We start from the raw sequence: 14,642 nt of genomic DNA, 5'->3' as shown, positions 1-14,642 counted from the left end.
TGTCGCAATCCTACCGTTCCCCTGGTGGGTGGTAGTCGTATGTTTGCCTGTAAATAATCTATATGTTCATATTCAAACTGGAAAAAGATATCCCGGTCTTGTATAAGGATGTGCCATCCTTCCCCCTGGGCATTAAAGAAGCATTTGATGAATTGTACAGTAAATTCGGAGGATGTGATTATTATGGTATTTCACACATGGATGCGCATGGCCGGGTGGTTTACAAAGCGGCAGCAGCAGTCTTGCGTCCAGATGAGGAAGCAAAACAAGGTTACGGCAGTTTTACCATTCCCAAAGGCGAATACCTCGCCGAAGAAGTCATTGATTGGATGTCGAAAACGGAAAGCCTTAAAAACGTATTCGAACAGCTCATGGCAGATCCAAGGTTCGATAATACCCACGATTGTATAGAATGGTACAAGAGTGATGAGGAGATGCTTTGCCTTGTGAAGTGTAAGTGAGGTGAGGGCAGGCTGGGGTGAGTATGGGATTGGATAAAAAAAGCCTCCCGCACAAGGGAGGCTTTGGAGTGAGAGATGCTTGCGGTGTTGGCAGCACGTTAATACTTCCGGTTCTTCCGGTGCGCAAAAACCTGTTTGCTGATCTTCCCGAAATGCCGTTCGATCCTTTTCTTATCGGCTGCGCTGGTTTGGTAATGCTGTTGCTCGCGCAGCAATTTTACATAACTGCGGTACACCTGTTGGGGCAGTTGGCCGTTATCGACGGCTGCCAGCACCGTGCAGCCCGGCTCGTGCAGGTGGGTACAGTCGCTGAACCGGCATTGACCGGATAGTTCGTCGATGTGTGGGTGGGATACTGTTGTCGCATCATCTTCCAGCGTCATCCCAAACTCCCGCATGCCGGGGGCATCGATCACCAGGCTGCCATTGGGCAACAGCACCAGGTTGCGGGCGGTGGTGGTGTGCCTGCCCTTGCTGTTGGCCGTGCTGATGGCGCCTTCCTGCTGCAGGTGGTAGCCGAGCCAGGCATTGAGCAAGGTGCTTTTTCCAACACCGGATGAGCCCAGCAGGATATAGGTTTTGCCCGGTTGCAGACAGGCGGCCGCCCATTGTTCCTGGTCCGCTTTATCGAGCGCACTGGCCAGGTATACCGGGCATTGATATCCTAACTCTTCCACCGCGTGGAGATAGTGGCCTGGGTTAGAAACGAGATCGGCCTTGTTCAGCACCACAATGGGCGCAATGCCGCATTGCTGCACCTGCTGGAGGTAACGCTGCAGGCGCATCGGGTTGAAGTCGTGGTCTACCCCCTGAACAATAAAAGCTGCATCGATATTCACCGCCAATACCTGCCGGGTAGTGGCAGCGCCCGGCGATTTGCGACTGAGTTCGTTCAGCCGTGGCAATACATCGAGAATAATCCCTTCCGTTTCATACCGCTTAAACAGCACCCAATCGCCTACTTTGGGATAAGCTTCGGGCTCTTTACTGTTCATGAGCGCCCCTGCCAACAACGCTTCCTGTTTGCCTGTACCGGTGATCAATAAGTGTTTGAATCCTTGAATAGCCATCACCCTGCCTGCTTCGAGGCCTTGATTTTTAAAGCGGGTGTACTGGTTTTCAAAATGGCCATTCCATCCGTACGATTGTAGTATCGACATGGGTAATAATATAACATCATGCGCAGAAGCTTTTATAAGCTCAGGCATAATAGATTGAATAAAATAAAGTGGGAACCTTAGCGCAGGCGGATAGGAGAAAGCTCTATAATAACGATGCTTTAGTGGCCTGCGTTAGACGGCAATGGTTGCCAGGAGTTGATATGAAGTAGCGCGTGTCATCGGGTGCAAAGATAGAGGATTTGGAAATAATAGTGAAATTTTCACATCGTTATTACTACTTTCCCTTTGTGTTCTCCTTTACTAAAAATCCTGAATGCTTCCCGAAACTCATTTAGTTGGTAAGGCCCATCTATCACAGGTTTGACTTTGCCAGCTTCGAAAAGCCCGTTCACATAAAGTAAATCCTTGTTTTTCTTCAAAGCAACGATACGTATGTGTTTTTTACAGATCATTGAAATCCACGGCCCCAGGAATAAAGCCTGGAAAAGCCGGCTCGTGGAGCCTCCAACTGTAACATACACCCCATTGCGACTTAATGCCCGGGCATAATCGAATAGGGAGCGATTGGTTTTAACATCAAGGATCAGATCATAAACCTGGCCATTTTTAGTGAAATCTTCGCGGGTATAATCAATGACATGATCAAAACCAATTGAGCGCAGCATATCCAATTTATTAGATTATTATTTTTTAGCTACGGCGTGTGTCAGGAATCAGGTGTAAAAGTCAGCATTTGACATTACAACAGTCGGATGTAAGGCAGAACGGTTACTTCGCCACAGGTATTTTTAATTAATTGATTAATAATGAACTATAAAATGGTATTTGTGGCGTTGAATACAATTGATTCTTTATTTTAGTGCCGCAATGAAGCGTCTATTTTTATTAACTCCATGTCTAATTGCATTTATTTCTTTATTGGCCCGGCAAAAAGCTGATGACCAAACCCTTCTTACAATACTTAGTAACAAGGATAAACAACTTTTTGCCAAAAACGATTCGCTCATTCGCAGCTATTATGAGCAATCCGATTCTGCAGCCAGGGTTCAGTTTTTAAATTTGTTAAACAATCAAACCAACAGTAATGATTTGTTTTTGGCTGCCCGCAGCCTGGCCTGGAAAGCAGTGGTAATAGTCCGTTTCCCTTTTCACAGTAATGAAGGCAGCCATTATATGAGGCAAGCAATAAACAAAGCCGTGGAAAGCGGTAATGAATACCTGATGGTACAATGTTTTGAAATATACGGCGACCATTGCCTTTCCACAGATAAGCCGGAAACAGCGCTGTTTTATTTTTTAAAATCAGCCGAATTAAGAAGAGAATTAGGTGACAACTATTTTTTCAGCAAGAATAGGCAGGTGTTTGGGGCCCTGGGTGAAATATTGTATAAAATGCAGGAATATGAACAGGCAATACAATACATGTATCAAGGCGTCAGCTTGCCAGCCAGCGAAAAATACCCATATACTTCTTCATTAAACACGATGGGGCTTGCTTACCAGCGGTTGTGTAAGTATGATTCTGCCATCTTTTGGTATAATAAAAGCTTCGCCAATGCAACGGCCAACAACGATACAATATGGCAAGCCATCGTAAAGGGGAATATTGGGTCGCTATATTTTGAGCAAAAACAAGATGACCAGGCGTTGCCTTTACTTTGGGCCGATTACAACATGACTGTTAATAATGAAATCAATAATGCAGGCAATACACTTCACCGCATTGCGCTCATATACCTTCGGCAAGGTAAAACTGACAGTGCTTTTCTTCTTGCTAAAAAGAGTTTTCGCATTGTAAGCACCTTTAAGCCGGCAAACCAATGGTTTATCCGCAACGCTTATTTTACACTCAGTGAAATATTCAGAAAAAAAGGAAATATAGATAGTGCCTTTTATTATGCCAATATCTATCACCGGTTGAATGATTCACTTCATCAGGCCGTGGCCAGGAACCGTGCCGATGTGGTGCAAACCAGACTTGACTTTGAAAAAACGAGTAATAATATCAATATTTTATTGCGGGAGAAAAAGGTGGAAAAGAACATGCGCAACCTTTTATTGGCCGGAATATTATTGTTATTAATTGCTGGTTGGTTTTATTTCAGGTGGCAAAAACAATGGCATCAAAGCAGGCAACAGCAATTGATGCATCAAAAAGAAAAGGCTGAGACTGAAATAAAAAATGCACAGGAACAACTGTCCGGATTTACCGGGCACATTGTTGAAAAAAATGAATTGATTGAAAAACTGCAGCAACAATTGCAACTGCAAAATATGGAGATCAATGAAGGACTGCTCAATCAATCCATCCTTACCGAAAATGACTGGCTGCGGTTTAAAGATATGTTTGATAAAGCCAACCCCGGTTTTATCAATCAGCTAAAATTGATAGCTCCTGATATTTCTACTGCCGAAATACGTTTTGCGGCACTTACCCGCCTTAATTTAGGTAACAAGCATATGGCTTCTATGCTGGGTATTGGTACCGATGCCGTTCGTAAAACAAAAAGCCGTCTCCGCCAAAGGCTACAACTTGCTGCCGACGTAGAACTGGATGATTTTATTAAGAGCATCAGCTAAAAACGGCTCCTCATTCTCTATTGATTTACAGGCAGATAGCCTTTCATAAATGTATTGTCCCGTTTTGTCACGGGGCATGTCCCGCTATGTCCCGCTCAAAAATGGCATCCCCTTTTTCGTAAGTCTACTTTCACATCCTCAAAGAGATCGATTGACAAAAAAGAATCATATCGGTTACTGGATACTGGCAATAGGTATGCTGCTGTTGCTGTATTTACTTATTGAAAGCTGGCAACGCAGCAGGAAAATAGATGATGCATTAAAACAAACACCATTAGAAATCAACCAAAAATGAATTCAATACTCACTTTCACCTGCCTTCTTGTTTCCATCACCTCATTTAGCCAGAATGTAGGTATCGGCACCACAACTCCCTTACAAAAGCTGCATGTAGAAGGGAGCTCCTATATTAAAGACAGTCTGGGATTGCGTATTACAAAACCAATCGCCCTGCTGGATGTAAACGGAACGACTCTATTCAGGGGAAATAATACCAATGTATTTACGGATCCGATCAGTGCTGCGGTTGAATTTTTTTCCGGCAGAAACGCTCTTAATACAAAGCCCATCGGACTTTCTGCGGCTGATATTGCATTTAATTTCGGTGGCAGTGGTGGGGGATACAAGCATTTTATCGCCACGCGTCATGATAATAGTATGGTCCCTTCGAGCACGAACGGCATTGATTTTTACATCAATAATTTGTCCGATCCATCCGGATCTTTTGCTCCCGGTATTGGTAATGTACTCGCATTGTCTATTACCGATATGGGCATTGGGCTGAGTAAAATCAATCCTGTGTATCGAATGGAAATACGGGGAACGGGTATGCGGAACCAAATCCGTTTTCTTGACACCGTAACACAGGATCAGTTGAGTTTAGGCACCGGCCTTTACAGTTATATAGGAACACCAATATCCAAAAAATTTGGAATTGTTACATCCGGTTTATATCGGCTTGTAGTTAACGAAAACGGGAATGTGGGCATTGATACAGACGATCCTTTACAAAAACTGCATGTTACCGGAGGCGCCCTGATTACCGAAAACCTTGGGATCGGTACAGCATCGCCACCAACTGAAAGATTATATGTAAATGGCGATGCAAAAGTAGAAAATGAGTTTGTTGTAACCGGACGTACCAATTTAATAGGTGCCCTGGCCATTGGCACAACAGCAGTGCCGGGGGAAAGGTTATATGTAAATGGCGCTGCAAAAATTGAAAGCAACCTTACAGTGGGTGGCGATGTAAATATGGGTTATAGTAGCAATTTTTCGGACGTTGCTGTTAACGGAAATGGGATTTCTGTATTGTACTTATCCTGCCCGGTCGGACAAAAACTATTGACTGGCGGAGGTGGATACAAAGATGCGGATGTGAATGCTCAAAATATTGTTATCAACTACAACGGACCGGATACAACAAATCCCACTACTACGTGGAAGCTTATCGTAAACAATACCGGGCCACTGGCCCGTTCCATAAGAATTTACTGCAACTGTGCAAAGATTAATTAACTGTACAATATATCGGTGTGTCCAAAAGAAAATAACACTTTTTCCTTCAAAGCTGGATCGTTTGAAATCTAAACCAATCAAAATCCACCCAGCCGCCGGCACTCTCTGTCGCCCAATTAAACAACCCATACCGGTACCCCATAAAATGGGGCAGGGTATATTCCATCTGCAGTACACCACCGATCTTTGTCCAGGTTTTTCCATCCAGGCTGTAATAGAAGTATGCCTTATCAGTCATGTCTCGGAAATCGCATTCGGCTTTCAAAAATATGGTGCTCTGGTTCAGCGGCACCCGCTGCAGTTCTTCCGGTTTATCCTTAGCGCCACTCACCATTACAATTGATTTGCTGCCATTCTCTGCTTTCACGCCCACCCAGCCAAACTTCTTTTGTAACAATGCCAGCCCGGCGCAATCGCCGTCTTTCATGTTTGATACGTCAATGGCTGTAGTGCCTGCACAGGTGGGACCAACCGTGCGTTGCGTAAGCATGTTTTTCACCAGCAGGAGGGAGGTGTCTGCCCGGCTGGTAGTGAGGCGCAGGTGACCGGGACGTGCGGTGAGTGACCAATGGGCGTTATCCGGGTTATGATTCCATTGCCATACCAATGGGAGCGGTGCGTCTTTCTTTTTCCGGGTGAACTCATCCGAAGCTACAATGCCCGGCATCAGGCTTTTATTGGCGGGTAGGTTCAGTGTATCGGGCACTTTGCCATCAACACCCAACACAGGCCAACCATCTTCCCATTTTACCGGCACCCAATAAGGGATACGGCCTACAGCACCATAATCGCGGAAGAGGTAGGCGAACCATTCGCCTTTTGGCGTGCTGATCAGTCCACCCTGGGCTACGCCTTTATCCTGCAGACCCAAACGGCCCTCATAAGGACCGGTGATCTTGTCCGCCCGGTGAATGGTGACGGTACGCATACCGTTCCGGGGCCAGGCAATGTTGAATAGATAGTACTTGCCGTTGACCTTGAATAGCTGCGATCCTTCGGCCTGTAACCAGATGTTGTTTCCCGCCGGGGCACTGGCATTTTGAATGAGCACCTGGGGCGTGGAGCCGGCCTTGATGCCGGACAGGTCTGCTTCCAGCTCTGCCATCATGATCTTGCCTGCGCCATAGAGCATATACGCTTTGTCATCATCGTCGAAGAATAAAGAATGATCGTGCAGCATGGGTTGGAAGGCGATCTTCTTCCAGGGACCCTTTTCAATATTTTTAGTGGAATAGATGTAGGTCTTGCGGGTGGTGCTTGCGAAGGTAGATACATAGTAGGTGCCGTTGTGGTAACGCAGGCTGCTGGCCCAGGAACCAGCACCATAGGTGCTTTTCCCATTGTTGAGGTTGAGCGCATCTACATCATCCAATATATCATACGCATAACTGACCAGTTGCCAGTTGACAAGGTCTTTCGACTTCATGATGGGCACCCCCGGACTCATGTGCATGGTGGTGCTGCTCATGTAATACGTATCACCCACGCGGATCATGGACAGGTCGGGTACATCGGCATGGATGATAGGGTTGATGGCTTTTTGTGACCAGGTACGGAAGGGGCTTGCAAAAAGGATAACAATAGCAAAGGCAAAGCCGGCAAGTGTCTTTTTCATGTTATGGCAAGTGAAGTACAACGAATGTTCTGTTAGTGATAATAAGTGTACAAATGACAATCAAATATACGGAATAGATGGATGCGGGCAACTGCTGGTGGCTGGAAACTTGGTGGAATTGTCTCAATCTGGCGGGGAATGTGCCTGTAGGGCATTACAAATGCAGGAAGGTGAAGAAGCTGCGGTGGGCTACCTGCAGCGCATGGCGCAACAAGCGGAGCGCTTTACGCATGTGCTGCTCCACCGTATTCTCGGAAATATTCAACTGATGGGCGATCTCTTTGTTGGATAGTTCCTCTTCCCGCCGTAGCCGGAATACCTGCCGGCATTGTGGCGGCAGTTTCAATATTTCTTCCCGCAAATATTTTTCCAGTTCCCGGGTGTCGACATAGGTATCCACGTCGTTCACATGGGCATCGGCCTGCAGGTGGGTGGTATAGGTCTTATACTGTTCCCGTACCTGGTGGTGCCGGAGGTGGTCCAGTATCCGGTTTTTCAGCATGGTATAGAGATAGGCCTTGAGGGAACTGATGTCACTGGCGGCAGCTTTATAATGAAAGAAAGCAACGAAAACGCCCTGTATCAGTTCCCGCGCCACTTCGCGGTCGTTGGTCTTCTGCATGGCGATGGACAAGAGCTCTGTAGCGTAGCGGGCATGCAGTTGTCCGAATGCATTTTCATCACCTTCCTGCCAAAGCAGGATGAGTTCCTGGTCGGTATGGTGCAGTTGCGTTTTGATAGCTTAATCGTTATAGCCTGAGCAATATTAAGGCTTTTTCTGAAAAAACAAAGCCACTTACAATAGGTCGGATGGCCATTCCATTACCCTTAACAGCCCCCCAAAAAAATATTTTCAGGTGGCATAACGGTAAGCTCCTGCTGCCCCGTCTATTAATTGGCGATGACCTATGGCATGGAAGCTCCCGATCGCATCAAACGTATGAAATCAATGAATGAGGACCGGTTAAAATACCTGCTGGAACGTTACCTGGCGAACGCCTGCAGTCCTGAAGAGCAGTCAGCACTGGATGAATGGTTTCATAGCTGGAATCCGGGTACTGCCGGTATGCAAGACTGGCTGCAGGAAGCAGGCGGCGCCAAAGCGTTGTCTGAAGAACTGTATGCTGATTTCAGGGAGCGGCTGATACCGCCGGCAAAGCGCAACAAGTGGGCAGGTTGGTATAAAGCGGCCGCGGCGGCAGCCATATTGATAGCCTTGGTCATTCTCTTCTATCCAAAGCAAAAGCGGCCCGGCGATCAAACAGCGCAGCATGGATCCGGCGTACAGTCTGCACAGCCGGCTCACGATATTAAGCCGGGCAGCAATAAAGCAGTGCTAAAGCTGGCGGATGGTTCGGAGATTGTGCTCTCCGATTCGGGCAACACGCATATCGCTACACAAAATAATATGGAGATACAGCGCCTGCAGCGTGGAAGCATTGCTTACACCGCTTCGCAAGGGCAGGAGGATGATACCCCACCGGTATACAATACGCTCACTACGCCCAGGGGCGGTAAGTACACCCTGACGCTGGCCGACGGCACTGTGGTGACCCTCGATGCCGCCTCGTCCATTACCTATCCTGTAGCCTTCACGGGTAAAGAACGGCGCGTGGAGATTACCGGCCAGGCCTATTTTGAAGTAGTACACAACACTGTGCGGCCTTTCCGCGTAAGCGCTAAAGGTCAACTGATAGAAGACATCGGCACGGCCTTCAATGTGAATGCTTACGCAGATGATCCTTTTATCAAGGTCACCCTCGCGGAAGGACTTGTGGATGTAAGCAACAAGGTGGAGAAAGTATCCCTCGTGCCGGGACAGCAGGCGATGGTGAAGGACGGGGAAAATAAGATGCGGGTGAAAATGGTGAATGTAGAAGAAACAGTGGCCTGGAAGAACGGCTGGTTTATTTTTCACCAGGAAAGCGTACAAAATATCATGAAACAGGCAGCGCGCTGGTATGATGCGGAGATCGTTGTGGAAGGAGCGCCCATCAATAAGAAATTCGGGGGCAATATCTCCCGGTATAAAGAGATATCCGAACTCCTGGAGAACCTGAAACTGACAGGAGGCATCCATTACCGGATCGAAGGACGAAAAGTGATCCTGACGAAGTAATCAAGGTATCCATAAACCGATAGAACGATTATTGACTTCCCTGGCCAGGAGAAGCAGGAATAACTATGCTATTACTATAACAGCTATAATTACACTAACTGCTAACCAAAACAATTGTTGCCATGCGATTATTGACCCTGCACCTTACGGCATTGCTGCTCGTAAGCCTCACTGTTCGCGCGCAAAAGATCAGCCTGGAGAAAAGCAATATCCCCCTGGCAGAAGCCCTGAAGGATATCCGGCTGCAGAGCGGCTACAGCGTACTCTATGATGAAGACCTGATCAGCAAAGCGCAGAAAGTAAGTCTGCGTTTGAAAGATGTCACCCTCGAAGAAGCCTTACAGCAATGCTTCAGTAACCAGCCCTTTACTTATGTCATCAACAAACGTACGATCGTGGTTACCCCCAGCAAGCCACAGCCACCAGCCGTGGTGCAGCAGATTACCGGCAAAGTAACTGATGAGAAGGGGCAACCGCTCTACGGCGTAACGGTGTCGTCGAAAGACGGCAATACCGTTACCACCACGCAAAAAGATGGTACGTATGTTATTTCCCTGCCCGCCGGCAATGCGGTACTGGTATTTACTAATGTTGGCTATGCGCCACAAGAGGTACCGGTCAACAATCTCAAAGAGATCAATATCACCCTCAAGGCCCAGGCAGCCGGTTTGGAAGATGTGGTGATCGTGGGCTATGGTCAGCAAAAGAAAGTGAGCCTTATTGGCGCCATCAGCACGGTGAAGGCAGAAGAATTAAAACAACCTGTGGCCAATATGACCAACCTCGTTGCCGGCCGCATTGCCGGTGTGGTAGGCGTACAGCGCAGCGGCCAGCCCGGCTACGACAATGCCGAGATCTATATCCGCGGTATTTCCACTTTCACCAACAGCCGGCCGTTGGTACTGGTGGATGGGGTAGAGCGCGATTTCGCCAACGTGGACCCCGAAGATATTGCCAGCTTCAGCATCCTTAAAGATGCATCGGCTACGGCTGTATATGGGGTAAGAGGCGCCAATGGCGTGATCATTATTCAAACGAAGAAAGGAAAATCGGGCAAGCCGCTGATCAATGCGCAATACGACCAGGGCATCACCCAGTTTACCCGCATCCCTGAATTTGCCGATGGCCCTACTTATATGCGCATGGCGAATGAAGCCAACCGCAACAGCAATCCCGACGATCCATTGCCCAAATACACGGAAGAGAGAATTCAGAAAACCATCACCGGCGAAGACCCCGACCTGTATCCCAATGTGAACTGGTTTGATGTATTGTTCAAGAAATACGGGCAGAACCGCCGGGCGCGTGTGAATGCCAGCGGCGGATCGGAAAAGGCCCAGTATTACCTGTCTGTTGGTTACTACGACGAAAATGGTTTGTACAAGACCGATGAACTGGCCAATTACAATTCGGCCATCAAGTATACCCGTTATAATTTCACTGCCAATCTCGGCCTGAAGATCACCAACTCGACCAAGGTGGATTTTGGCGCTTCGGGCTGGATCAGCAATGGTAATTTTCCCGGTAGTTCTGTGAACGAGATCTGGGATGCTGCCTACCTGCTGCCGCCCGTGCTGATACCTCCGGTGTATTCGAACGGTTTGCATTCGCAGATACGCACCGGCGATATTTTCAACCCGTATAACCGCCTTACACAAAGTGGCTATGTTACCGAGTTCAGGAGCCAGTTGTGGAGCAATATCCGGGTGACCCAGGAACTGGGGGCGATATTGAAAGGGTTGTCGGCCACCGCCATGTACTCTTTCGACAATTACAACTCACACACGATCAGTCGTACCAAATCGGTGGACGGCTACCTGGCACGTGGACGTGATACGGACGGTAAGCTCCTGCTCGACCAGACTTCCATCGGCACCAGTTTCCTCGGTTTTAGCCGCAGCAACGGCGGTAGCCGCCAGTACTATACAGAAGCTGCGCTGAATTATAATAATAGTTTTGGTAAAAACAGTGTATCGGGTCTTATCCTGTTCAACGCTTCTGACCGGCAAGACGCTTTTGCCAACGATTTCATCAATTCCATCCCTTACCGTTACCTCGGCATTGCTGGTCGCGCCACTTATGGCTGGGACAGTAAATACCTCGCAGAGGTCAACTTTGGCTACAACGGATCGGAAACTTTTGCTCCCAAGAAGCGTTTTGGTTTCTTCCCCTCTTATGGCGTGGGCTGGTTATTGTCGGAAGAAAAATTCTTCGCACCGCTCACCAAAGTATTGCCCTTCTTCAAGATCCGGTATTCCTATGGCCTCGTCGGTAATAGTAATATCGGAGGCCGTCGTTTCGCGTACATTTCTACGGTAGGTGGTGGTAGTGGCGGCAGCTACTCTTATGGCAGTAATGGTACCGACCGTACCATTGGCTCCCTCGATATTGGCGATTATGCGGTAGACGTGACCTGGGAAAAGGCCGAAAAGCAAAACCTGGGTGTAGAGCTGAAGACCTGGAACAATGCCCTTTCATTCACGGTGGATGTGTTCCGCGAAGTGCGTACCGGCATCTTCCGCCAGCGTGGCGATGTGCCCAATTATGTAGGCGTGCTCTCTTTGCCCTGGGCCAACCTGGGTGAGATCCACAACCGCGGTATTGATGGCACTTTCGACCTTAACAAGCAGATCGGTAAAGACTGGCAGATCGGCTTCCGCGGCAATTTCACCTGGACGCGCGCCAAGGTGATTGACGATGCGAATGCGCCCTGGCCTTATCCCTGGCAACAACGCATCGGCCGCAAGTTCGGTCAGCGGTTCGGCCATATTGACCTCGGCCTGTTTAAAGATGACAAGGATGTAGCGAACAGTCCCTCACAACCCGGCACCAATAAAGCCGGCGATATCAAATACAAAGACCTCAACGGTGATGGCAAGATCGACTCGTACGATCAGGGCCCCATTGGCTATGGCAGCTTCCCGGAGATCGTGTATGGCTTTGGTCCCACTATTTCCTGGAAAGGATTCTCCGTGGCAGGTTGGTTCAAAGGCATCAGCAACGTGGATATCTCCCTCAATGGCGATGGACTGCAACCCTTCAGTCAGGGTGGCGAACGCGGCAACCTGCTGAAACAGATCACTGACCGCTGGACGCCCGACAATCCCAATCCACGTCCGCTGTATCCCCGCCTTACTTACGGCAATGACAATATGAATTATGCCAACAGTACCTGGTGGGTGAAGAACGGCGCTTTCCTGCGGCTGCAAACCCTGCAGGTGAATTATGACTTTGTCCGCAGCAAATGGCTGAAGTATGTAGGTATGAGTAACCTCAGCATTTATTTCATTGGCTACAACCTGTGGACCATTAGCCAATTCGATATGTGGGATGTGGAACTTGGCGACGGCAAAGGCGCGCAGTACCCGCTCATCAAAACCTACAATTTCGGCATCAAATGTTCATTCAAATAAGGCATTCCAAAAGACTACGCTATATGAAAATGCATTATCACTTCGTTTTGCTTACGGCCACCGTGCTGCTGCTGTCCGGCTGTAAAAAATACCTCGACCAGGTACCTAATGACCGCATCACCATTGAGCAGGTATTCCAGAAAAAAGGACCTTCGGAGCAATACCTTGCCAACATTTATAATTATGTGCCCGACGAAAGTAACCAGTGGGCAGATAATCCCTGGGGCGCCAATTCGGATGAAATGGATGCCACCTGGAGTAAATATGCGCCCTACGAACTGAATATCGGCAATATGAGTGCCGGTAGTGTGCTCTTCGATCGCTGGGGCACTTACTATCGCGGCATCCGCTCGGCCACTTATTTCATCAACCATATTGACAATAACGCGGAGATACTTGCTGTGGACGGTCAGGGCCTTATTGACCAGTATAAAGCAGAAGCGCGTTTTCTCCGTGCTTACTTCTACTTCCAGCTCATGCGGCAATACGGCCCGGTGGTGATCGTAGGCGAAAAGGAGATAGCCGCTGATGCACCAGCCGAAGCCATGCAGTTTCCGCGCAGCCCCTTCGATAGCTGTGTGGATTACGTGGTGAGCGAACTGGACAAAGCTGCTGCCGTATTACCCAAAGTGCCTTCGAGCAACGGGCAGGCCAGTGATATCCAGAATGGCCGCATCACGGTGGGTATTGCACTGGCCGTAAAGGCCAGGCTGTTACTGTACGCGGCAAGTCCGCTATACAATGGCAATGCCGAGATGGCCAGCCTGCAAAGCAAAGAAGGGAAGTCGCTCATCAACCAAACATACGACCCCCAAAAATGGAAGCGTGCCGCCGATGCCGCCAAAGCTGTTATTGACCTGGGTTTGTATTCGCTGTACAAAGATCCGGGTAATGATCCGGTGAAATCTTACCAGGGCGTTTTCCTGCAGGCCTGGAACAGTGAGCAGATCTTCAACCGCAAAAGCAATGGGCTGGGCTCCTGGGATGTGCATTGTATGCCCCGGCAGGCAGGCGGCTGGTGTGGCATGGGCGTTACGCAGGAACAGATAGACGCTTACTTTATGAGCGATGGCCATCCCATCACCAGTTCTCCCTTGTATTCGGAAACAGGATTCACGACTGTTAACGGCGTCCCTGTATTTAACATGTATATCAACCGCGAGCCGCGGTTCTACGCTTCCGTTACTTATAACAACAGCTTCTTCCAGGGGGGCACGATGACCAGCGCCAAGGCGATCACTTTTTATGCCAGCAGTTCCAATGGCAAGAACGGTCACCCCACCGACTGGACAAAGACCGGCTACCTGATTCGCAAGAACGTGGCCCCGCAAACCAATGCCGGCAGCGGGGGCAACGGACAGCAGTTCCAGCGGCCGATCTGCCTGTTGCGCCTGGCGGAAGTGTACCTCAATTATGTAGAAGCGCTGAATGAATACGATCCGGCCAATGCCGACATCCTGCAATACCTCAACCTCATCCGTACGCGCGCAGGCATTCCTGTTTATGGCTCGGCAGGCCTCCCGGCGCCGGCCAGCCAGGCGGCCATGCGCAGCAGCATCTGGCAGGAAAGAAGGATAGAGCTGGCCTTTGAATGCCATCGCTGGTTCGATATCAGGCGCTGGAAGATCGCGCCACAGGTAATGGGCAGCATGCACGGCATGAATATTAATAAGGACGACAACAGTTTTTATACGCGGGTAGTGGCCAGTGAGCACAAGTTCCGCAACCCGGCTTCTTATTGGTTCCCCATCAGTCAGTATGATATGGACCGGTCGAAGCTGGTGGTGCAAAATCCCGGTTGGTAATCCCTATTCT

The 14,642-nt window shown here is 48.8% G+C and carries 11 protein-coding genes; 7 read left to right on the top strand and 4 right to left on the bottom strand.

Annotated elements, in window-relative coordinates:
* Nucleotides 1-62: 62 nt before the first annotated feature.
* Nucleotides 63-461: a hypothetical protein gene (locus HB364_RS29870; protein WP_167292103.1), complete on the top strand. Its 399-nt coding sequence runs from the start codon at nt 63-65 to the stop codon at nt 459-461.
* Nucleotides 462-559: 98 nt separating this feature from the next.
* On the opposite strand, the gene rsgA is transcribed toward HB364_RS29870, so the two are convergent.
* Together rsgA and HB364_RS29860 are read right to left on the bottom strand one after the other, a co-directional pair.
* Nucleotides 560-1,621 carry a ribosome small subunit-dependent GTPase A gene (gene rsgA, locus HB364_RS29865; RefSeq protein WP_167292102.1) on the bottom strand — a complete coding sequence of 354 codons (1,062 nt, stop codon included), beginning with the start codon at nt 1,619-1,621 and terminating at the stop codon, nt 560-562.
* A 221-nt stretch (nt 1,622-1,842) separates the two neighbouring features.
* The gene (locus HB364_RS29860) at nt 1,843-2,247 is read right to left on the bottom strand and encodes a zinc-binding dehydrogenase (protein WP_167292101.1); all 405 of its coding nucleotides are present in this window, start codon (nt 2,245-2,247) and stop codon (nt 1,843-1,845) included.
* A gap of 508 nt (nt 2,248-2,755) precedes the next feature.
* Between HB364_RS29860 and HB364_RS29855 the strand changes: the two genes are divergently transcribed.
* From HB364_RS29855 to HB364_RS29845, 3 genes are all read left to right on the top strand, one after another.
* Nucleotides 2,756-4,162: a tetratricopeptide repeat protein gene (locus tag HB364_RS29855; RefSeq protein WP_167292100.1), complete on the top strand. Its 1,407-nt coding sequence runs from the start codon at nt 2,756-2,758 to the stop codon at nt 4,160-4,162.
* A gap of 151 nt (nt 4,163-4,313) precedes the next feature.
* Nucleotides 4,314-4,457 carry a hypothetical protein gene (locus tag HB364_RS29850; RefSeq protein WP_167292099.1) on the top strand — a complete coding sequence of 48 codons (144 nt, stop codon included), beginning with the start codon at nt 4,314-4,316 and terminating at the stop codon, nt 4,455-4,457.
* 131 nt (nt 4,458-4,588) lie between these two features.
* The gene (locus HB364_RS29845; protein ID WP_167292098.1) at nt 4,589-5,680 is read left to right on the top strand and encodes a hypothetical protein; all 1,092 of its coding nucleotides are present in this window, start codon (nt 4,589-4,591) and stop codon (nt 5,678-5,680) included.
* A gap of 46 nt (nt 5,681-5,726) precedes the next feature.
* On the opposite strand, the gene HB364_RS29840 is transcribed toward HB364_RS29845, so the two are convergent.
* Nucleotides 5,727-7,295 carry a glycoside hydrolase family 43 protein gene (locus HB364_RS29840; protein WP_167292097.1) on the bottom strand — a complete coding sequence of 523 codons (1,569 nt, stop codon included), beginning with the start codon at nt 7,293-7,295 and terminating at the stop codon, nt 5,727-5,729.
* A 154-nt stretch (nt 7,296-7,449) separates the two neighbouring features.
* Complete coding sequence (locus HB364_RS29835; RefSeq protein WP_262889852.1) at nt 7,450-7,995, bottom strand: RNA polymerase sigma-70 factor; 546 nt, start codon at nt 7,993-7,995, stop codon at nt 7,450-7,452.
* A 240-nt stretch (nt 7,996-8,235) separates the two neighbouring features.
* Between HB364_RS29835 and HB364_RS29830 the strand changes: the two genes are divergently transcribed.
* The 3 genes from HB364_RS29830 to HB364_RS29820 all read left to right on the top strand — a co-directional run bounded on the left by HB364_RS29830 (nt 8,236) and on the right by HB364_RS29820 (nt 14,632).
* Nucleotides 8,236-9,414 carry a FecR family protein gene (locus HB364_RS29830; protein WP_167292096.1) on the top strand — a complete coding sequence of 393 codons (1,179 nt, stop codon included), beginning with the start codon at nt 8,236-8,238 and terminating at the stop codon, nt 9,412-9,414.
* A 122-nt stretch (nt 9,415-9,536) separates the two neighbouring features.
* Nucleotides 9,537-12,827: a TonB-dependent receptor gene (locus HB364_RS29825; protein WP_167292095.1), complete on the top strand. Its 3,291-nt coding sequence runs from the start codon at nt 9,537-9,539 to the stop codon at nt 12,825-12,827.
* A gap of 23 nt (nt 12,828-12,850) precedes the next feature.
* Complete coding sequence (locus HB364_RS29820) at nt 12,851-14,632, top strand: RagB/SusD family nutrient uptake outer membrane protein (protein WP_167292094.1); 1,782 nt, start codon at nt 12,851-12,853, stop codon at nt 14,630-14,632.
* The last annotated feature ends 10 nt before the right edge of the window (nt 14,633-14,642 follow it).

Source organism: Paraflavitalea devenefica (assembly GCF_011759375.1).
GTDB classification, from domain to species: Bacteria; Bacteroidota; Bacteroidia; order Chitinophagales; family Chitinophagaceae; genus Paraflavitalea; species Paraflavitalea devenefica.
Note: the sequence above shows the minus strand (reverse complement) of the source record. Positions and strands in the feature narration are given on the sequence as shown.

Excerpts from the sequence above, each read along its gene's own strand:
- HB364_RS29830 (WP_167292096.1), top strand. The coding sequence starts at position 8,236 with ATGAAATCAATGAATGAGGACCGGTTAAAATACCTGCTGGAACGTTAC.
- HB364_RS29825 (WP_167292095.1), top strand. The coding sequence starts at position 9,537 with ATGCGATTATTGACCCTGCACCTTACGGCATTGCTGCTCGTAAGCCTC.
- rsgA (WP_167292102.1), bottom strand. The coding sequence starts at position 1,621 with ATGTCGATACTACAATCGTACGGATGGAATGGCCATTTTGAAAACCAG.
- HB364_RS29855 (WP_167292100.1), top strand. The coding sequence starts at position 2,756 with ATGAGGCAAGCAATAAACAAAGCCGTGGAAAGCGGTAATGAATACCTG.
- HB364_RS29840 (WP_167292097.1), bottom strand. The coding sequence starts at position 7,295 with ATGAAAAAGACACTTGCCGGCTTTGCCTTTGCTATTGTTATCCTTTTT.
- HB364_RS29820 (WP_167292094.1), top strand. The coding sequence starts at position 12,851 with ATGAAAATGCATTATCACTTCGTTTTGCTTACGGCCACCGTGCTGCTG.
- HB364_RS29860 (WP_167292101.1), bottom strand. The coding sequence starts at position 2,247 with ATGCTGCGCTCAATTGGTTTTGATCATGTCATTGATTATACCCGCGAA.
- HB364_RS29870 (WP_167292103.1), top strand. The coding sequence starts at position 63 with ATGTTCATATTCAAACTGGAAAAAGATATCCCGGTCTTGTATAAGGAT.